Here is a 20,191-nt window from a genome sequence, read left to right on the forward strand (position 1 = left end):
TAAAAATAAAAATAGTAACTTTAATGTCTCAAAACCATAAATTAATGAAAAAAAAGATACTTTTTTTGGTTTTATTTTGTGTTTCAACTCTTGTTCAAGCTCAAGATAAAGTTTTTTGGAAACGTGTTTCGACGGCTTCAATTTCTGGTAGAAGTCAAGCTACAGATCAAAGAGACAATCAAGGCATGTATGAATTGAATGTTGAAAATTTGAAGACAACTTTGGCAGTAACCAGAGAAAAGAGAGTAGATGCCGCCAAAGAAATAATTAGTTTCCCTAATGCACATGGTACAATGGAGCGTTTTTTAATTTGGGAAACTTCCAATTTTGATCCAGCACTACAGGCACAATTTCCCACGATTCAGTCGTTTAGTGGAAAGGGGATTACAGATCCTAATGCCACAGTTTATTTCAGCACTTCAGAAAAAGGAATACAAACTATGGTTTTACGCAGCAATGGTCAACCAGCTGAGTTTATGGAGCCGATAAAAGGTGAGACTCAAAAGTATGTTTTATACCGATCGGATAAAAAAGCCAAAGGTGAATTGCCTTTGAATTGTACTACCGATGAAAAAAATTTAACCTCAAGTTTATTATCTAAAACAGCAAAGACAAAAATTAGTGATCGTGTTTTTCGTACGATGCGTTTGGCTTTATCTTGCACTGGTGAGTATGCTACTTATCACGGAGGAACTGTCCAAGGTGCTTTGGCGGCTATGAATGCTACAATGACTAGAGTTAATGGGGTTTTTAATAGAGATTTAGCTTTAAAGTTGGTCATTATTGCAGATAATAGTAAGGTTATTTATATAAATCCATCGACAGATCCTTATACAGCGGTAACTGGAGGTAAAGCGCCAACGGCATGGAATCAAGAACTTCAAACTACTTTGACAAATACCATTGGCGAAGCTAATTATGATATAGGCCATTTGTTTGGCGCTTCTGGTGGGGGAGGAAATGCTGGTTGTATAGGTTGTGTGTGTGATTCGGGTAAGGGAAGTGCTTATACTTCTCCTTCTAATAGTAAGCCTGAGGGAGATACTTTTGATATTGACTTTGTTGCACATGAATTTGGGCATCAATTAGGTGCTACACATACTTTCTCATATGATATCGAAGATACTGGTACTAATGTCGAGCCAGGAAGCGGTTCTACTGTTATGGGTTATGCTGGAATTACAGATTATGATGTTCAATCCAATTCGGATGATTATTTTGCTTTTGTTAGTATTAATCAAATTCAACAAAATTTAGCTCCGAAAACATGTCCAGTTCAGACAGCTATAACCACTGCAGTATTTGGGGTAAATGCTGGACCTGATTACACTATTCCCAAAAGCACTCCATTTGTTTTGAAAGGGACTACAAGCGGAACTGTTACTGGTTCTTTTACTTATGTTTGGGAGCAAAATGATACAGCAGTTACTACTTCAGGAGGTAATAGTTTAGCTATAGCTGATAAGGCTGATGGGCCTTTGTTTCGATCATTTTTGCCAACAGCTTCGTTGACTCGCTATTTTCCATCTTATGGTAATGTTTTAAGCAATAAACTTAACAGTCCGTGGGAATCATTGAGTAGCATAGGTAGAACGTTGACCTTTGTTTTTACTGCAAGAGATAACGCGGCTTTGGGGTCTGGTCAAACCGCTTCTGATGAGATGTTGGTAACTGTGAGTGGTACAGCAGGTCCTTTTGAAGTAACTTCTCAAGCGAGTACCGACTTAAGTTGGACTCAAGGGTCTACGCAAACCATTACTTGGAATGTAAATGGTACTAATGTATTATCTGGTGCAGCCAATGTGAATATTAAATTGTCTACTGATGGGGGTCTTACGTTTCCAATTACTTTAATTGCCAATACACCTAACGATGGCTCACAGTCTATTGTGGTGCCTGATGTGACTGCATTGAATTGTAGGGTTTTGGTGGAGCCTACCAATTCTATTTTTTATTCAATGAATCCTACTCCATTTGCTATTGGATATACTACTGTTTCTGCTTGTAATACGTATACTTTTTCAGCCCCCATAACTATTCCTGATGGAGAAAGTAGTTATACAACAAGACAAATTGTGGTGCCTGCTGATTTGGGTAATATTACTAATGTTGATGTTGAAGTTGCTTTGTCGCATACTTATATGTCTGATGTAGAGTTAGAAATTGTTAGTCCACAGAATACTACGGTGCGATTGCTGCAAAGGGTTTGCGGTAGTTCAACAATTCCATTGACTTTAAAAATTGATGACAGCGGTACTCTTATTGATTGTGCTAATAGTGCCTTTCAAATCATTACGCCTACTGATTTGTTGAGTGGTTTTAATGCCCAAAATCCAGCAGGAACTTGGGTTTTGCGAGTTAGAGATGCTTATTCCAACGATAGTGGTACTATTAGTTCGGCTTCAGTGACGATTTGTACGCAAAAGGCGACTTTGGGAACGGAGCAATTGGGTATCGCCGATTTTAAATTATTCCCAAATCCTTCAGATGGTAATTTCAAAATTGAGTTTTCTAGTGTGTCTAGTTTGCCTATTGTAGTTTCGGTAGTAGATGTGTTAGGACGAAAAGTGTATCAAAAGCAATACGAGACCACAGCTAATTTTAGTGAGTCGATTGATTTGAAAAAGATAATGGCTGGAGTTTATGTAGTCACCGTTGAAGATGGTGACAGAAAAGAAGTGAAAAAAATAGTCATTCAATAACTGTTATTTAGGTCTTTATAAAAACAGAAAAGGGAAACAAAATAATGTTTCCCTTTTTTTATTTTCCATTGAAGCTATTCATCGTATTGTTAAGTCCAGCGGTGCCAAACGATTTGATAATTTCTGTGCTTATTTCTAATCGTTCAGGAAGCGCTGCTTTTTCTTGTTCGTCCCATTCTCCTAAAACATAATCTACTTGTTGTCCTTTTTTGAATTGGTCGCTTATGCCAAAACGGAAGCGAGTGTAATTTTGGGTATTTAAGATAAGATTGATGTTTTTTAATCCGTTGTGGCCACCGTCGCTTCCTTTGCCTTTGATGCGGATGGTGCCAAAAGAAAGGTTAAGGTCATCTGTAATGACCATTATGTTTTCTAGTGGAATGTTTTCTTGGTCCATCCAGTATTTTACGGCTTTGCCACTCAAATTCATATAGGTATTGGGTTTCAAAAGCAAGAAAGTTCGCCCTTTGAACTTGTATTCTGCCAAAGCCCCAAGTTTTACGGTTTGAAAATCTAGACTTTCTTTTTTAGCCAAAAAGTCGAGTACTTTAAAACCAATATTGTGACGGGTATTGACATATTCGGCGCCGATGTTGCCTAATCCTACTATTAAAAACTTTTTACTCACTTTCTCTATATTATTTTGGTGTTCGTGAACCACTGGTTTTATTTTGCTTTGTATCACTACTTTTTTCGTGATAGAAACAAAATTTGAATCTATTTTATGAAGCTGCAAAAATAGTGTATTTAGTGCAGAAGTTAAATTGAAAGTCTGTAATTGTTATGGAAAGGAGTCGTGTAGTTTAGCCCTGATGGGAGCGGCATCCTTTGCTGACGGGGTTCGGCAGTAAAGATACAGCGTACAGCAGGAGGATTAGTGATTAATAGAAGGGAGGTGTGCTTCTAATTAAAATTATGAATTATAGAATCTGAAACAAGTTAAGATTAAAACAAGTTCAGAATAAAAAAAGCGCCAGTTGTGTAACTGGCGCTTTGATATAATGATTGAAAAAAATTATTTTTTCTTTCCTTTTGCAGGAGCTTTTGCTGCTTTTGCTGCTTCTTGAGCTGCTTTCATAGCCGCACGAGAAATCTTCACTTGACAGATAACAGTGTTTTCTGGGTGCATGATTTTGAAGTTTGGTGTAGGTACTTTAGTTACATACAATTTGTTACCCATATCTAATGGAGTAATGTCAGCTTCAACATAATCAGGAAGATTTTTTGGTAAAGCTTTTACTTTTAATTTACGGTTGTTCATACGCAAATCACCACCTGCCATAACTCCTTTAGAGTTACCAATGATTTTTACAGGAACTTCGATTGTGATTTCTTTATCCTCGTGGATTTGGAAAAAATCGATGTGTAAGATTTTGTCAGACACTGGGTGTACTTGAATGTCTTGTAAAACTGCATTGTAGGTTTTACCATTTCCAAGCTCAATCACAACTGTGTGCGCGTTTGGAGTGTAAACCAAGTTCTTGAAAGCTATAACTTCCGCTGAAAAATGAACTGCCTGATTTCCTCCGTATAATACGCAAGGAACCAATCCAGCATTACGTAAGGCTTTAGTTGACACTTTGCCCACGCTTTCTCTTTCTGATCCTTTAATTGTAATCGATTTCATTTTAAATATTTAAATAGTTATTAATTAAACTCTTCTTTTGGAGTGATTAGTAATTGGTTATTAGTGATTAGCCTTGTTTTTTGCTAATTACTAATGACTAAGTACTATTCACTAATGCTACATTATAAATTTTCCACTAATGGAATTGTTGTGGTGTACCATATGCATTACTTCTGCAAAAAGTGGTGCACAACTTAACACTTTTATTTTGCTAGACTCTTTTCTTAATGGAATAGAATCCGAAACGATTAACTCGCTTAGTTTTGAATTTTCTATTTTTTCGTAAGCACTACCAGACAAAATAGCATGTGTACAAATGGCTCTAACACTCAAAGCGCCTTTTTCGATCATCAAATCGGCTGCTTTTGCTAGTGTTCCTCCAGTGTCAATCATGTCGTCTACTAGAATTACATTTCTTCCTTTTACTTCACCAATCAATTCCATAGTGTCGATAACGTTGGCTACTTTTCTTTGTTTGTAACAAATAACAACGTCTGATTCTAGGAATTTAGAATAAGCATAAGCTCTTTTTGAACCTCCCATGTCTGGAGAGGCGATGGTCAAGTTTTCTAATCCTAAACTTTTTACATAAGGTAAAAAGATCGTGGAAGCGAATAAATGATCTACCGGTTTTTCAAAGAATCCTTGAATTTGATCCGCGTGCAAATCCATAGTCATGATTCGGGTTGCCCCTGCAGCATCTAATAAATTAGCTACTAATTTAGCTCCAATTGGAACTCTTGGTTTGTCTTTTCGGTCTTGTCTAGCCCAACCAAAATAAGGAATTACAGCGGTAATGTGTCTTGCTGAAGCTCTTTTGGCTGCATCAATCATCATTAATAATTCCATCAAATTGTCTGCCGTTGGGAATGTAGAGCATACGATAAACACACGTAATCCTCTAATTGACTCTTCATAAGAAGGTTGAAATTCTCCGTCGCTGTACTTAGCTAGGGTAACTTTTCCCAAAGGAATTCCGTAATTTTTTGCAATTTGCTCTGCAAGATATACACTTTGTGAACAAGCAAAAATTTTAGCTTCAGGTTCTAGGTGTGACATTTAATTTGTTGTTTAATTCCGATGGGTACTACAATTGATCTTAAAAAAAATATTTAAAAGGTTATTGTATTTGCCTCGGGTGTAGTTAGTTAGTGTGTGTCGTTTTAACGAGGTGCAAATTTAGAAAATTTATTCAAGACTGAAAGGAAAAATTTAAGTATTTTTAGTTGAACATTTAATTTTATTTTTTACATTTGCACCGTGTTAAAGAAAAAGACGTTTAGCTACCACTAAATATCTCTTTATTGCGAGAAATAACTGTTGTTATTTCAGTCTGCTAAGCCCGGATGGCGGAATTGGTAGACGCGCTGGTCTCAAACACCTGTGGGAAACCGTGCCGGTTCGACTCCGGCTCCGGGTACTTTAAAACCTCGTAATCGATTGATTATGAGGTTTTTTTATTTTATTTGGGGACGAAATAGGGGACATTTTATTTTTTGTGTCTTTTTTTCTGCTTGTCTTACAAATAAAAGACCTGCATCTTGTTGGTTTTTTTGGTTTTTGTTTGTGCCGAGATTGAAAGTGTACAGTAGGAATGTGTAATGAAATGTAAAAGCACCTACAAAAGTAAAATGTAGGAACTTCATTATTTTTAAAGCTGAAGTATATTTCTTAATTCACACGAAAGGATTGACATCTCCGAACTTTAATTTATAACTTAATAGAGCAGTATTTAAAATAGGGTATTGAAATTAAGATTTTTGGCTACCAATTTCACTTCATAGGGATATGCGAATTTTTGAATAGGCTCGTGTTGCAACCATTTTTGTTCATCTTCTGGACGAAGTATAATTGGCATTCTTTTTTTGATGTTATGAATTTCTGCCATTAAAGGGTTAGCCTCAGTAGTCACAATGGTGTAGGTGTTTTTTTCTTGTCCTGTTGTTGGGTTTTGCCATTTTGAATACAAACCTGCAAAGGCAAATAGTTCTTCGTTTTCAATACCAATTTCAAACTTTGATTTATTTTTGCCTTTGGTATCGTGCCATTGCCATTCATAAAACCCATTTGCGATTACCAAGCAACGTTGGTTAACTACATTTCTAAATGAGGGCTTTTCTGTAATAGTTTCAATTCTAGAGTTGAGGGTTAGCTTTTTTATTTCCTCGTCTTTGGACCAAGAGGGAATTAAGCCCCAGTTATAATGTGTAATTACTTCCGGTTGTTCATCAATAATTATAGGATTTAATGCGAAATCAAACCCATTTATATTTTCCTTAGGTTGGAATAGCGCTATCTTATCGATTTTGGCTTTGAATCGTTTCTCTACTTCAATAGCTGCTTTGGATTGTTTGGTATGGAAGCACATTATTATTAGATTTGAAGATTAGCCTTAGTAATAAAAGGAATGCACGCTAGTTGCAAAAGATGTTGAATCATATTCAATGTACCTATCAAATTTAAGAAATGATTTTGAAATTAATCGATTGTGGCTTTATAATAGATTTTGCTTTATTTCTGTTGATATTTTATCTAATGTAGCAGTACTAATCCCCATAGAAAAATGTTTGTGAAAATATATATTACCGACTTTATTTAAATCTGTTCTAACCATAGAATTTTTATCTATGCTTGTAAATTTTTGGAACAATCCTGTTTTTTTATTTACATATTTTAAATAGTCTATTAATCCCCAGGATAGAAAAATTAACTTCTCTGGATTATTAAAAAGTTCATCAAGCTCTTTCAAATGATTTTTGTTCTCAGAAGACAAAAGGTACTCATTAAACAATTTGTAATTCGTAGATGACATTCCAGTAGTTGGAAAACCAATGATTTCAACAAAAGATATTTTATCAGCAAAACTACTACCCAAGTTTAATCTTGAAATTGCTTTATGATATTTTTTTCCTTCCCCATTATAAGATTGGTGTAAAAATGGATGATGAATTTTATACTTTTTCCAAAATGATACTCCATCAGATAAGTATTCTTTTACCATATCAAAAATGGTTAATTCCTCAATATTCATTGCCCAATTGGGATCACGACCAACTAATAAAACTCTGGCTTCGAAAGGATTGGAGCCTTGATAATTTTTTTTATCATATAAACTGGTTAATATCCCTGAAGGATGCTTTTGAAAAATATCCATTGTATATTGTTATAGTTAGGGGATTTTTAAAATTTTCTTTCATTTCAGCGGGTTTGGGGCTAAATTAAGCCTAATACCCAAATTGCTTGTGCGTGTGTTAGCAGCAGATTATCTTATAAAATCGTTTATTTCATTCTTCAAATATAACAGATCATTTACGCAGGAGTCTTTTGATAGTTTGTAAGTAAAACTTTCTAAATTCATTTGGTTTATTAATTTCATCGATTCAAGCTGATGTTTTAATAAAAGTAATATATACTTACCTGGAATGTTTATAACTGCGTTTGCAATATTATTATAATTAGACTTCAATTTTTTAATTTGCGCATTTAAGCTAAAACGATTATCAATATTTTTTAGTAGAATTTCAACATCATTTAGATAATTTGGTAAATGTTGATTTTTAATAATTGGAGGGACTGTTCGAATATCAAAATCTCTTGGACAATTTAATCCAAAGTATTCTTTGCCTAAAGAATATTTTTGAATAATTATAAAAGTTGAACTTAGGTCGGTGAGTAAAATTTTCCATTGTTTTTTTAATTCCTCCAAATCGAAAAGAGCTTCAATTTCAGAATCTTTAATTTTTGGTGTTTTTTCTCTTATTATTTCAAAAATTGCAGTTTTATGACATAAATAGTTTTCGATAGAATATCTTCTTAAATAAAATAGATTTTCTTCATTTTCCTTAATATTTAGTATTTCATCAAAATCAAGGTCAACAATGTAAACCTTTGATTTGTTTCCATTTGTTTCTTTTGCTGCCGTTACAACGTTGCCTTTACCATTTAAAGGAAATATTTTCTCAAATAAAATATTTGGAAATAATTTTTTCAAAATGTTGAAATAAAAATGTTCTTGATCTGTATCTTCAACATAAAAGTTAATATTATTAAATTGGGTATACATAATATCTTGTCCCAATAAAAATGAATCGGTTAATTCAGGAAATCCATCATTCATAGCGCTATACATTATATGGTAATAATACTACAGTTTTGTCTTTTCTTTTTCCTGCGAGAATTGGTGAATGAGTAGCTAATATTAATTGTGTAAATTTGGGTGTGATTTTATTAAGTTTTTCTAAAAAATCTTCTTGCCACTTTATATGTAATGATAATTCAGGCTCATCTATAATAAATATGCGACCGTCTTTACTGTTAAAAGCAATATATGAAAAGAGAATTAATATTTGTTGTTCTCCAGAAGATAAATAGTTAATGTCTTTATATTCGGTTATAACTTTGCCGTTTTTGTCTAAAGTACTGAATGTTAATTCAGAAGTGTCTTCTTTAAATAATATTTTTTTTGCACTATCTTTTAAAAAGTGATTTAGAACATCTATGTAATCTTGTATTTGACTCATTTCTCTAATTGACTCTGCTTCAAAATTTTCAAACTCTTTTAGTAGTTTCCTTACTTTTATAAATTGATTAGCATTCAGCCCATAAAGAAGTTTTACAATTTCACTAGTTGGTTCAGACTGATATTGTACTGTAATTTCTTTTAATTGTGAAAAATATTTGGCTATTGTTTTTTGTTCATCTAGAGTTATTGAATTCTCTTCAAATTTTACAAAATAATCGTTTACTCGTTTTTCCGCATTGGTTATTTGACTTAAGTTAAGTTTGTATCTGATTCCAGCGTGTAATGATTCTTGAGTTATACTCCCATCAAAAGTTGATAGCATTAAATGATTTTTTAAACCGTTAGTAAGATTTAGAATAGCATTTTTTCTTTTTCGATACTCTTTATTAATTATTTCTTTAACTCTGTCTAATGGACTTGTAACATTTCCTGCGTGTTTTCTAATCAACCTACCTTTTATGCCTTCTTCATAATAAATTTGTTCTGATGATTCTTCTGTATATAAATTTCTATCAAGACCAATAATTGTAGGATTTGGAAAGTTTGAAATTAGTTCCCAAGTTTCTTTTTCTTTTTCATCAGGTGCTAATCCAGTATAATTTTGGATTAAACTATCTCTAAGAATGGTATCGTTTTTTATAGTGCTTGGTGACTGATGAATACGAATTGTTAATGGATGGTATTGAATTTTGTTAGTTTTAATTTTATAACTAAAAGTTGTTTTGTGATGTTCGCAAGTAACTTCGTAAGCTGTTTTTTTAAAAGTAAAATTAAGTACGATTTTTTCAAATTCTGTTACGCATAAGTTTGGTAAAGATGGACTGATGACCCAATTAATTACATTCAGAATACTTGTTTTACCAGAGCCATTAATCCCAACTAATAAAGTCAAATCATCGTTAAAATCAATTTCCTTATTAATATATCCGTGAAGGTTTGTTATTACTAATTTTTCAATTTGCATATCTTTTTTTTCAATTTTTATGATTAAAATTTCATTAAATTCCTTAACTTTTCGTTTAATTTGTAGCTAATTAGAATATAGTCGTTACAAACATTCACTTATACACCTAAAATAATGTTGCTTTACGAATGTTTAGCAAACTTTTGGTCTTCCAAATATATACAACTTTTAGTACACTATTCAGCTTTGATCGTGATTATTTCTTTGATTCTAGTGGTGTAACAAGGAGAAAGTTTTTCTTGTTTCATTTTCCATTGTCTTCCCAGAGATTGGGAGGCAAACTTTACTTTATTTGTACCAAAACTTTTATTCATTTTATCAATCACACTCATTAATGGTTGATGCTTTGGGTTAGACATATTGAATAATGATAATTGTGTTTCGTTGTTAGGCGTTAATCCCAAAACGATCACACCTGCTTTTTTGTAGTGGTAACCTTCTTTGAAAATGGCTTTCAATCCAATTTGAGCGTAATGGTTTAATTCTATAGTTGAATTGGTTGGAAAGTCAGTATTTATTATAATGTTTCTTGAATATTGTGGCTGGTCTTTTCGAAAATAATTAGTGTGCACAAAAACCATAATCATATTGCAATGGCTATTTTGCTTGCGCAATTTCTCTGAACAAGATGCAGTAAATGTTGCTACCCTTTCAGCGATGTCTTCCAATTTGGACATTGGCTTTTCGAAGGATCGTGTTGTGGCAATCATCTTTTTACTTTTTGGCCGCTCTAAATCTAAAGTGGGTTTGCCTTGTAATTCGTGCTTTAACCTTAATCCCACTACTGCCATTTCTTTGCGAACCCACTCATCAGGTAGTAAAGTAAACTCATAAGCATTGAAAACCTTTTTAGCTTGTAATCGTTTTGCGTGTTTTCTGCCTATCCCCCAAACATCTTCTATTTTAGTCCATTTAAGTGCTTTAATTCTTTTTTGATCATCATCTATCACATAAACACTTTGGGTTCTTTCAGGGTACTTTTTTGCTATTTTATTAGCTACTTTGGCCAATGCTTTGGTTGGTGCAAAACCAATACTTACAGGAATACCTGTGCCTTTGGTAACCGTTCGTTGCATATCCAAACCTATTTGTTGCAAATCAAATAATTCAAAACCTTTGAATTTTAGAAAAGCTTCATCGATACTATAAATTTCGATATCTGGTGAATACCTTGTTAGGATATTCATCACTCTTGAACTCATATCACCATATAACGCATAATTTGAAGAATAGACAAATACATTATTGGCTTCAAAGATATTTTTATATTCAAATGCTGGAGCACCCATAGGAATACCTAGTGCTTTGGCTTCGTTGGAACGTGCAATAACACAACCATCATTATTCGAAAGTATAACCACTGGTTTATTTCTTAAATGAGGTTCAAATGCTCTTTGACAAGAAGCATAGAAATTATTACAATCAACTAACGCAAACACTAAAAATATTTTATGCAATTTATTACTATACCCCAAATGATAAAATCATTTTCGGCAGTTACTTTTATGGGTCTATATTCTTCATTTTCGGCAATAAGCCAAATCGCACCCTCTTCTATTTTTATTCTTTTTACAGTAAACTCTCCATCGATTTGACATACTGCAATTTTATTATTTTGAGGTTCTAAGCTTCTATCAATCACTAATAAATCACCATCATTAATTCCAGCATTTTTCATAGAATGACCTTTAACCTTTGCAAAAAAAGTAGTGTCTTTATTCTTGATTAATGTTTTATTTAGGTCGATGGAAAGCTCTATAAAATCATCAGCGGGCGATGGGAAACCCGCGCTAATACCTGCGTCTATATATGGCAATTGTAAATCAGTAGAATAATCTGGGAAGTAAAATTCTAATGTTGTTGAATGATGTAGACTTCTTAATTTCATTTTACAAAATTAGAGAACATACCTATTGCTTGTTTAGAATTGCGGGGAAATAGTTATTAACGGGGGGAAACTGTTTTCGGGTGTTGGGTGTTGCGTGAATGCCTTTGTTTCTAAAAAAACAATATAGCTGCTCTATAGCCAGATAGCAGTAGACAGCTCGCGAGCTGTCCGTACAGCCTAATTATATGCTATTTGCTTATCAAATTTAGGGGTTTTTTTTAGGATTTTATTTCAGTTGTTATATCACTGAGGGCACGGATTGCAAATCCGCTATCGGGTAAGTAATTAAATAAGATACATTTTTAAACTAAAACAAAGGTGTATCAGATTTTGGTTTAATCAACGGCATTTCAACTTTTAACATAACTGGCATAGGAAAATCAACACCCATTAATATTGCTTCTCCAGAGCCTAAAACTGGTAAAAATGATAATGTGTCACGATTAGCTGACGAACAAGCATTTGCAATTGCTTCTTTGTCTTGATGATTTATTAATCTATGAGTAATGAAAGTTCCTATTTGACTTAATGTCCCATTTGGAATATCTCTAGGCATTTGTGTAGCAATACAAAGAAATAATCCATATTTTCTACACTCTTTTGCTATGTTATCAAATGAACTTAATTCAGTAACATCAAAATATTCATCCTTAACTTTCTTGTTCAAATATTGATGAGCTTCATCAATAAATAATACTAAAGGCTTTTCTTTGAACCTTTCTTTTCTTGCTAATTCAAGTAAAAATTTTCCGATTGCATTTGCTAATATTTCCCTTGCTTGAAAATCAAAACTTACTTCTTCAAAACCAATTCTCAAAATATTTTTATCATCATCAAGAAAACTATTTATCCCATTTATTAGTTCGGATGCATCATTTTTTTGTTTGTCAAAACCAAATAATTTTTTGAAATCAGGATTATTAATTAGATTGTTTATTCTCAAAATCAAACTCACGCAATTATTTAAGTGTGTATCATTATTTCCTCCCCATTTTTTACTGTCATTTCTATCAACATCATAAACACATTCTTTTGTGATTTGTAAGCTTAAATTTCTTATATCAAAATCTGAATTTATACCTTCAATTTGCTCAATGAATTTATTGTAAACCCTATTAAAAGGTCTCATAAGTTGACCTGACTTAAAAATATTATTATCTTTTACATAAATATTTTCTCTTATTTCATTTGAAATTTTAATCGAGAAAGTATTGTCATTTGGCTTAGTAATAAACTCCCCATCAATATTATTTTCTAATATTCTTAAAATTTTAAGCGATTTGATGGCTTCTAAAAGTTTTGGAGCTTGTACCTGACCTGAGGGCCTCAACAGAACAAATAAATCTGAAATCGTTAAATTGGAATAGTGTAAAAAAGCATCATTAGAAAGTACTAAAGGTGCTGTTGTTTTCCCAGCTATGTTATCGAAATTAGAATATTCTCCTGTTGGATCAATTAGAATTGCTTTGTTGTTATTATTTATAATCCCTTCAGCTAATTTACTAACCGTATAGCTTTTACCACCACCCGTTGTTCCTACTACTGCGCAATGTCTTCCAAAAATTGCTTGTTGAGATAGTTCAACAATTGTTGATTTATCATAAGTTAATCTTCCTAACTCAATTACTGGAGCTGTATCTTTATGTACTTTTTTTACTCCAAAACCTTTGAAATATCCTTTTATAAATTTAGAAGAACAAATAAATACTTTTGCACCAATCATTGGTAAGGAATTTAATCCTTTATCTATGTTTGATGGTTCAAAAAGCTCAAAAGACAATAAAATTTCTATTTTTCCAGTTGGATGAAATTCTTTTGTGTTAAATGATTTTTCACTTAGTTCAAGTCTTTCTTTTTCTGGTAAACTTAATTCTAATATTTTTCCAAGAAAACCATATTTCTCGCCTTCAATGACGACATAATTACCGACCAATCCACCTTTCAATTCTTCACCGTAAAACGTAAATGACTTCATCAATACTGATGACGGAAAATGAACCTTTACATATTGAGGAGTAACTTGATTGATATAGCCAATAAAATGACTATGATTAAACGGATTATTACTCATGCTTTGAATTGTTTAAATTGAGAATAATCTTTTTCGCATCTTCTTGATTGTATGATTTTAAATCGGGATAATATTTAGCAAAGTCATCAAAGACTTCATCAACTAATACAATGTTATTGTGAATTTTAGCTGCTTCAAAAATTGGGTTAAATGACTTTGACCAATTATCAATTCCTTTGTTTACCACCATTAATTGAAATCCTGGGTTTTGTTCTAAAGCTTCAACAATAGCCGTTACAATATGTTTATCGTTAAAACTAAAACCAATGCAAATCAACAATGTATTTTCATTTCTTACATTTTGTTGGAAACGTGACATCATTTCAAAATATGGTTGCTCATAAGAACTTTCATATTTACTATCTTTTGGATAAATCATTAATGATTTGTCAGGTTCATCTTTTTGAATAATTTGGTTTTCTTCATTTGTCCAATCAACTGAACCGTGTGGTTTATATAAATGAAATACTTTTTGAATGAAGTTGTCTTCTTCTTTTACACGACTTGAATTTCTTGAAACTATATCCAATTCAAAATTTCGACCACTGAAAGTTCTTGGATGTGAAAATGAAAAACCATCAATAATAGTGAAATTCTTTTTTCTACCAGCTTGCTCAAATAAAGTATCATAGTTTAGAGTGAAAATTTTAGCTCTAGGAAGTGTTACTTTACGCTTAGTTATTTTTTCAATAAAAAGAGTATGCGGAGCATTTTCAGGTAATTTTAGAGTACAATTTGTTTTTATAACTTCTTCAATTTTTTTAATTACATTCTCAATGACAACTTTTTCTTTACCTTCATCTGGAATATGTTCAACATAATTTTTAGAGATATTCGCTAAGGAAAGTAGCTTTTCTAGGTTTTTTACATATTGTTCATCTTCGCCTTCATTTTTAGACTTATCTTCATACTTTACTAGCTTACAAAATTCATGAAGTGTTTCTTCTGAAATAATTTCTTTGACATCATCCCAAAGTTGAGCTAATAATCTTCCTTTTCGTTCTATAGTTTTTTCTCCACATAGAATATCTTTTCCAATACCAACTGAAGAACCTGCACCAGTTAGTACTACTAAGTTTTCGAACTGATTATTCAAAAATTCCGCATATTTCTCTCTCTTTTTAGAAATGGCAAACTTTAATTTACCATCATGCGTTGTTCCTTCATCAAACTTATGCAAATTGTCATCAATATAAATATTGTAATCAATCGTTTCATCAACTCCTTCTTGATCTGATTTTATACTTTCTATTTCAACTGATTTTTTGCCATTTAAATAAATATATTGTTTACCCATAATTTTTTTTAATCCTTATTTTTAAAACCTCAATACTTCAACAATTAAGCGAAACAACACATTTCGGTATGGGGCATTTATGATATATCAGATTCATTTTGTAATAACCCTCAACACCTTTAAACTACTTTTTAATAAAGGCAGCAATTTTGTGAAAAACACTTTTTTTTAATAGGGGGAAAAAAATGATTTACATAAATTCTTAAATTCCAATTATAACCATATTCTCCTCATCATACCGATACTTCACTACCTCTCCACTAATAATTAATTCTATGGCTTGTTCGATAACTCCAATTGGTGCTATAAACCATTCTCTAGGAGTACAGCGCTTTTTATTCTCGTCAAAGATGTCAATATTAAGACAGGCTTTACCAAAGAAATTATGCAACAATTGTTCTAGTTTTTGAGGGTTCATATTGTAGCATTTCCATGAAGTAATTATTCTCACGGGAGCCATCAAATAGGTTGGGTCTTTTTCCGCATTTTTGATTCTTTCCTCTACGGTAACTTTAGAATAGCCAATTTTGTATAAATTCTCAATTTGGGCTATTCTCTCGTCTTTGCTTTTGGAACCTAGCACATAAATAAATCCTGAGGCTTCATCTTCATCAGTAATATCACTAAATCTTTCAATGAAGTTTTCGTTTACTTTTTCGATGTTTTCTGAAACTACTTTACCATTGGCATAGAGTATTTTTTCAACAGAACGTTTGAGCATATTGGATTGCGTACCATTTTCAAAGATACATTTGGTTCGCCCATCTTCACGAACTCTTGTTCCATCTTTACGGTAATGTTCTTTTTTTGTAATATTTATTTCTTCTAATAAAAACAATACTCCATTGTGAACATAATAGGTGCCAACCCGCAAATTATCCATTTTAAAATCCACTAATTTTCTCTTACCGGTTGCTAAATCGGATTGGATTTCTTTGAATAAAGGTTCATATTTTTGAAAATCCTTTAGTGGTTTTCTTTTTGCAACAAAATCTGTTGCAATTCTATCATCCGTTTTTGGGGTATGTTTAAAATCAAACAAATCCGTATCATCCTCTAATAAATCAAAGGTGTCATCATTAAAAATATCATCGATTGAATCGATTTTTTTTGCTTGCACCTTCAATAATCCGTGAATGTCTTGGTTCTTCAAAGATTGCATTTTTTCAATATCTAACCGAATGCTTTTTAGTCGGGAATACAATTGATATTCCGAAATGTTAGCCGGATTGGGTTGTGGCTCTTTATTGTGTTTTGCAAAAAAATCATTTATTTCCCCAAATGAAGCTGTTAGTCGTTCATCGGCATTCCGAGCAGTAGCCATTTTGGGTTTAACATTCAGAATGTCAAACTCATCATTGTTAAAAATATCGTCTAGTACTTTATTCTTATCCATTTGCCATTCGTTTTCTTTTTTCTTCTTTCAAGTAAATAATACATTCAGCCATTCTTCTTTCCAAGGGATCGTTAGCATTTAGACTCGGTTCTTTGTCATACATTTTTTTGAACTCCACAATTTTTGGCCATAAAATTTTAGCTTCTTCAAAGTCCATTTTTATTCTAGTCGCTTCAATGGTATCTTGAATAACTTTTAAGACCTTTGTGGTTACTGATTTTGAAAGAATTTCAAAGGCTTTCTGGAAAGGGTTAATCGTATCGATAAGGTCGATATGTAACTCCTCAATATTTACAAATTTATCTGCCATTCGAATAAATCGTTGGTCGCCCACTTCTTTTATCTCCCCCGACTTGATTACGGAATCTACAACTACATATTGGCGGATTTCTTCAATTTCATCCTCTGTTAATTCAGGGTATTTAATTTTTATGATTTTTGGAATCATCACCCTATTGATAACCTCTGGGTCAATATTTCCCGGCATCGCTTTCAGCATCGCATCATCTTGTAAAATGGATGCTTTTAAATCATTCAAATCCGATTCGACTATATCTTTTACTCTCTTAGAGCTTGGAGCTTTAAATCCTCTTATTTTAATTTCGCCTGGCATTGCTTCCTCATCATCATTGTCTAACCTTGTTTTGAATTTGAAGTTGGGTGCCAATACTTGTTCCATCAATAAAGAAGCTGTAATGGCTTTCAGCATATTATTGGTGGCTACTTTTACATCGTCCTGAATGGCCTCTGGACTGGCTATAAGATTAGTGAATTGAGCGTGTGTTTTATTGTTGCTATCTCGGGTGCAGCGTCCAATAATTTGGATAATCTCCGTTAATGAACCTCGATAACCCACCGTTAAAGCGTGCTCACAAAAGGGCCAGTCGAAGCCTTCTTTGGCCATGCCCAATGCAATGATCAAATCCATATCATCAACCGATTTGATGTTTCGCAAGTAGTTTACAATTTTGTCTCTTTCTCTAGCACTGTCCTCCACTAAGTCGGCTACTTTCAATAGTTTGCCATCGCTGTGTCGTTTGATATGAATTACTCCTGTATCAGAATCTTGCTTGATTACATCACCAATGGCATCCAAAATAAAATTGACCTCATTGTGTTTGTCTTTGGTAGATTCACCTGAGTTTACATTTGGAATATGGAGGATTGTTTTTTTATCGGTATCGAGAATATCCAATATTGCGGATGTGTATTTCCCTGTATAGAAATGGTATCCGATTCCTAATGATTTCAGGAAGTTATAACCGTTTAATTGTTCGTAGTAATTGTAGGTTACTTTAGTGAATTTGGCTTCGTTCTCCGGCGTAAGAATTGGCACAGAATCCCCTCTAAAATAGGAACCTGTCATCGCTACAATATGCGCAGAGGATTTGTCCATAATCGATTTTAACAATTCGCCTAACCTATTGTTGGCATCAGCAGAAACGTGATGAAATTCATCTATGGCTAACAGCGTATTGTTGAATTTGGTTTCGTCTAACTCTTCGCAAGCGAAGCGTAATGTAGCGTGTGTACAAATCAATATTTTCTCCTCGCTATCCATGAATTTATGGAAAGCTTTTACTTTACTGCTGCTTCCATCATCACCAGGGGTACATAAATTGTAATTGTCGTTGGGTTCCCAGTTGGCAAAAAAACCATCTTTTCTTAAATCTGTTTTTGAAAACGAGCTCCCTATGGAACGCTCCGGAACAGCCACAATGACTTTTTTAATTCCTTGATTGATTATTTTATCCAATGCCAAAAACATCAAGGCACGGGATTTTCCTGATGCTGGAGGCGCTTTTAATAAAAGATACTGTGCATCACGCGATTCAAAGGCACGGGTTTGCATTTCTCGCATTCCCATGGTGTTGATTTTCGTGCTATTTCCTGTTTTTTGGTAGTTAACCTTTACTATATCTGGCATGGTTTATTGAATTATTTTGAAGAGGTTACTGTCTAAAGTTCGTCTAAAGTTCATCTAAAGTTCATCTAAAGTTCATCTAAAGTTCGTCTAAAGTTCATCTAAAGTTCATCTAATTTACACCCTTTTTAGACAAACTTTTCCCAACGAGATTTCCTTGGAGTTCCTTTGTTTACAATGGTTTTGTCTTTTTTATGCATGGTATAAAGTAGATTCTTGACCTTATTTTCTTTCTGATGTTTGTCTAAAATATTGGGGAGTATGTCTAAAATAAGTTTATCAATATCTTCTTTAGACGCATATCCATATTTATCTAAATAGTCCAAAACCATTTTTTTATAATGTTCGTCTTTAAATCCACGATTGCGTATATAGCCTGCTTTTTCTCCTGTAATCTCGGCTAATTCGGCAGATATATAATAATTAGGTTTTCGGCCTTCTATAAATTCTTTTTTCTTTAATAATTTAGCTCCATCGTCTGTAATCTCTTGTTTTTTCTGCACTTTGTCCAAAAGAATAACTTCTGTTAAATTTAAATCATCTTTCTTCTCTATTAATAATTTAGAATAGTTTTCGTCAATTGTATGTCCGTAAATCTCTAATACCACATTGTCTCTGGTTGATTTAGTATAATCGGGTAATGGGAAATATCTTTTGCGTTGGCTTTTGTACATTTTATGAATACCGTATCCCAAACTATCAATCATATTAAGGTTTACCATTGCTTCGGCTAACCATTTGTTACGGTATTTTTTTGGTGTTTTCTCTCCAGCAGAATATTCTTCCGCAGTGCCTTCAAAGAAACTTCCTTCGTTGCTGAAAATTAATTTATTGATTTGTTCGGTTAACAAAATTCGGGAATGTCTGCTGTAATCTTGGTGAGCAATACAATTGTTTAAGGCTTCTAATATTACTTCGGAATCATATTTCATAACCTCGGTAGCCACTAATTGATTGTCGGGAAAGAATTTGTATTTTACGTTCCTTATCTTGGATAGAATTGCATTTATTTCCGAAAACAAAGGCATACTAAAGTGTTCATACGCTTTCTCTTCAGTATCGAGTTTCCAGGTGATTTGTGCTACCGCAGGTGAAATAAAATGAGCCGTTTCCGGTTTTCCTAACAGAATAATTGCCGTATTGGTAATTTTACCATCAATGGTAATTTTTAGTTTATCCAGAAACGTTTTATCGGTCCAATTGTCTATTTCATTATAGAAAGCCGCATTGGTGTTTTTTTCCTTATATTTTTCTTTGGCCAACTGGATGGCTTTTGGATCCAAATCATCGATGGTTGCCTTTTCGACAATTTGTGCGGACCAATCCGTTTGGGAGTTGTAAATGGCTCTTAAATAATGTGGATATTTTTTTAAATCGGTTAAGCTACTGTCAAAACGGATATAAGGTTGATTTTTGAAAGTGGTGGGCTCACCAATAGCAGCAGGAATTCTGAATATTTCCAAATAATTAGTATCGTAATCGCAAGAGAAATGATCAAACTTAATTGAAGGGTTTAAAAACCGTCTTACCCACAATTCTAATTCCTCGTTTCCTTCTTTACGGTTTTTGAATTTGTAATTGGTTCCTACTACCTGATGTGTTTCATCATTTACGCCAAACACTAAATAAGCAAACGCTTGATTGGCAATACAAGCTGCATTGGACAAACCCGAGATATATTGACCCAGTTTATCGTTCGTAGTTACATTGCCGGTTTTAAACTCTACCCATTCGTTTTCTTTAGGTAAAGCTCTTAACTCGTCAATTAATATGATTAAATCTAGATTGGTCATATTTAAT

Annotated in this window: 15 protein-coding genes and 1 tRNA gene; 2 read left to right on the plus strand and 14 right to left on the minus strand. The window is 33.0% G+C overall.

Annotated elements, in window-relative coordinates; genetic code table 11:
• Positions 1–44: 44 nt before the first annotated feature.
• Complete coding sequence (locus ACSVH9_RS04820) at positions 45–2,702, plus strand: zinc-dependent metalloprotease (protein ID WP_438062717.1); 2,658 nt, start codon at positions 45–47, stop codon at positions 2,700–2,702.
• Between the two features lie 58 nt (positions 2,703–2,760).
• Here the strand turns inward: ACSVH9_RS04820 and pth are convergent, their stop codons facing one another.
• From pth to ACSVH9_RS04835, 3 genes are all read right to left on the minus strand, one after another.
• On the minus strand, positions 2,761–3,372 hold the full coding sequence (gene pth, locus ACSVH9_RS04825) for an aminoacyl-tRNA hydrolase (RefSeq protein WP_438063032.1): 612 nt from the start codon (positions 3,370–3,372) through the stop codon (positions 2,761–2,763).
• 345 nt (positions 3,373–3,717) lie between these two features.
• The gene (locus ACSVH9_RS04830; protein WP_438062718.1) at positions 3,718–4,329 is read right to left on the minus strand and encodes a 50S ribosomal protein L25/general stress protein Ctc; all 612 of its coding nucleotides are present in this window, start codon (positions 4,327–4,329) and stop codon (positions 3,718–3,720) included.
• 117 nt (positions 4,330–4,446) lie between these two features.
• The gene (locus ACSVH9_RS04835) at positions 4,447–5,388 is read right to left on the minus strand and encodes a ribose-phosphate pyrophosphokinase (protein WP_438062719.1); all 942 of its coding nucleotides are present in this window, start codon (positions 5,386–5,388) and stop codon (positions 4,447–4,449) included.
• Between the two features lie 281 nt (positions 5,389–5,669).
• On the opposite strand from ACSVH9_RS04835, the gene ACSVH9_RS04840 reads away from it, so the two are divergent.
• Positions 5,670–5,749: transfer RNA gene (locus ACSVH9_RS04840), tRNA-Leu, on the plus strand.
• 312 nt (positions 5,750–6,061) lie between these two features.
• On the opposite strand, the gene ACSVH9_RS04845 is transcribed toward ACSVH9_RS04840, so the two are convergent.
• From ACSVH9_RS04845 to ACSVH9_RS04895, 11 genes are all read right to left on the minus strand, one after another.
• Positions 6,062–6,697, minus strand: coding sequence for an SOS response-associated peptidase (locus tag ACSVH9_RS04845; protein ID WP_438062720.1), 636 nt, complete (start codon positions 6,695–6,697; stop codon positions 6,062–6,064).
• Positions 6,698–6,823: 126 nt separating this feature from the next.
• Positions 6,824–7,483 carry a hypothetical protein gene (locus ACSVH9_RS04850; protein ID WP_438062721.1) on the minus strand — a complete coding sequence of 220 codons (660 nt, stop codon included), beginning with the start codon at positions 7,481–7,483 and terminating at the stop codon, positions 6,824–6,826.
• Positions 7,484–7,591: 108 nt separating this feature from the next.
• Positions 7,592–8,446 carry a DUF4435 domain-containing protein gene (locus ACSVH9_RS04855; protein WP_438062722.1) on the minus strand — a complete coding sequence of 285 codons (855 nt, stop codon included), beginning with the start codon at positions 8,444–8,446 and terminating at the stop codon, positions 7,592–7,594.
• A gap of 4 nt (positions 8,447–8,450) precedes the next feature.
• On the minus strand, positions 8,451–9,815 hold the full coding sequence (locus ACSVH9_RS04860) for an AAA family ATPase (protein WP_438062723.1): 1,365 nt from the start codon (positions 9,813–9,815) through the stop codon (positions 8,451–8,453).
• A 176-nt stretch (positions 9,816–9,991) separates the two neighbouring features.
• Positions 9,992–11,254, minus strand: a complete 1,263-nt coding sequence (locus tag ACSVH9_RS04865; protein ID WP_438062724.1) for a Y-family DNA polymerase — start codon at positions 11,252–11,254, stop codon at positions 9,992–9,994.
• Positions 11,254–11,703 (minus strand): LexA family protein, encoded by a 450-nt coding sequence (locus ACSVH9_RS04870; protein WP_438062725.1) that lies wholly within the window; start codon positions 11,701–11,703, stop codon positions 11,254–11,256. Before ACSVH9_RS04870 ends, ACSVH9_RS04865 begins: the two co-directional genes overlap by 1 nt.
• A 307-nt stretch (positions 11,704–12,010) precedes the next feature.
• Complete coding sequence (locus tag ACSVH9_RS04875; RefSeq protein WP_438062726.1) at positions 12,011–13,774, minus strand: ATP-binding protein; 1,764 nt, start codon at positions 13,772–13,774, stop codon at positions 12,011–12,013.
• Positions 13,767–15,071: an SIR2 family protein gene (locus ACSVH9_RS04880; protein ID WP_438062727.1), complete on the minus strand. Its 1,305-nt coding sequence runs from the start codon at positions 15,069–15,071 to the stop codon at positions 13,767–13,769. The genes ACSVH9_RS04875 and ACSVH9_RS04880 overlap by 8 nt, the downstream gene beginning before the upstream one ends.
• 202 nt (positions 15,072–15,273) lie before the next feature.
• Positions 15,274–16,467 (minus strand): GIY-YIG nuclease family protein, encoded by a 1,194-nt coding sequence (locus ACSVH9_RS04885; RefSeq protein ID WP_438062728.1) that lies wholly within the window; start codon positions 16,465–16,467, stop codon positions 15,274–15,276.
• Positions 16,460–18,394: a DEAD/DEAH box helicase gene (locus ACSVH9_RS04890; protein WP_438062729.1), complete on the minus strand. Its 1,935-nt coding sequence runs from the start codon at positions 18,392–18,394 to the stop codon at positions 16,460–16,462. Before ACSVH9_RS04890 ends, ACSVH9_RS04885 begins: the two co-directional genes overlap by 8 nt.
• Before the next feature lie 125 nt (positions 18,395–18,519).
• Positions 18,520–20,184: an RNA-binding domain-containing protein gene (locus ACSVH9_RS04895; RefSeq protein WP_438062730.1), complete on the minus strand. Its 1,665-nt coding sequence runs from the start codon at positions 20,182–20,184 to the stop codon at positions 18,520–18,522.
• Positions 20,185–20,191: the final 7 nt, after the last annotated feature.

This window comes from Flavobacterium sp. RSSB_23 (genome assembly GCF_051547145.1).
GTDB lineage: Bacteria > Bacteroidota > Bacteroidia > Flavobacteriales > Flavobacteriaceae > Flavobacterium.

Excerpts from the sequence above, each read along its gene's own strand:
- ACSVH9_RS04820 (WP_438062717.1), top strand. The coding sequence starts at position 45 with ATGAAAAAAAAGATACTTTTTTTGGTTTTATTTTGTGTTTCAACTCTT.
- ACSVH9_RS04830 (WP_438062718.1), bottom strand. The coding sequence starts at position 4,329 with ATGAAATCGATTACAATTAAAGGATCAGAAAGAGAAAGCGTGGGCAAA.
- ACSVH9_RS04835 (WP_438062719.1), bottom strand. The coding sequence starts at position 5,388 with ATGTCACACCTAGAACCTGAAGCTAAAATTTTTGCTTGTTCACAAAGT.
- ACSVH9_RS04845 (WP_438062720.1), bottom strand. The coding sequence starts at position 6,697 with ATGTGCTTCCATACCAAACAATCCAAAGCAGCTATTGAAGTAGAGAAA.
- ACSVH9_RS04850 (WP_438062721.1), bottom strand. The coding sequence starts at position 7,483 with ATGGATATTTTTCAAAAGCATCCTTCAGGGATATTAACCAGTTTATAT.
- ACSVH9_RS04855 (WP_438062722.1), bottom strand. The coding sequence starts at position 8,446 with ATGAATGATGGATTTCCTGAATTAACCGATTCATTTTTATTGGGACAA.
- ACSVH9_RS04860 (WP_438062723.1), bottom strand. The coding sequence starts at position 9,815 with ATGCAAATTGAAAAATTAGTAATAACAAACCTTCACGGATATATTAAT.
- ACSVH9_RS04870 (WP_438062725.1), bottom strand. The coding sequence starts at position 11,703 with ATGAAATTAAGAAGTCTACATCATTCAACAACATTAGAATTTTACTTC.
- ACSVH9_RS04875 (WP_438062726.1), bottom strand. The coding sequence starts at position 13,774 with ATGAGTAATAATCCGTTTAATCATAGTCATTTTATTGGCTATATCAAT.
- ACSVH9_RS04880 (WP_438062727.1), bottom strand. The coding sequence starts at position 15,071 with ATGGGTAAACAATATATTTATTTAAATGGCAAAAAATCAGTTGAAATA.
- ACSVH9_RS04885 (WP_438062728.1), bottom strand. The coding sequence starts at position 16,467 with ATGGATAAGAATAAAGTACTAGACGATATTTTTAACAATGATGAGTTT.
- ACSVH9_RS04890 (WP_438062729.1), bottom strand. The coding sequence starts at position 18,394 with ATGCCAGATATAGTAAAGGTTAACTACCAAAAAACAGGAAATAGCACG.
- ACSVH9_RS04895 (WP_438062730.1), bottom strand. The coding sequence starts at position 20,184 with ATGACCAATCTAGATTTAATCATATTAATTGACGAGTTAAGAGCTTTA.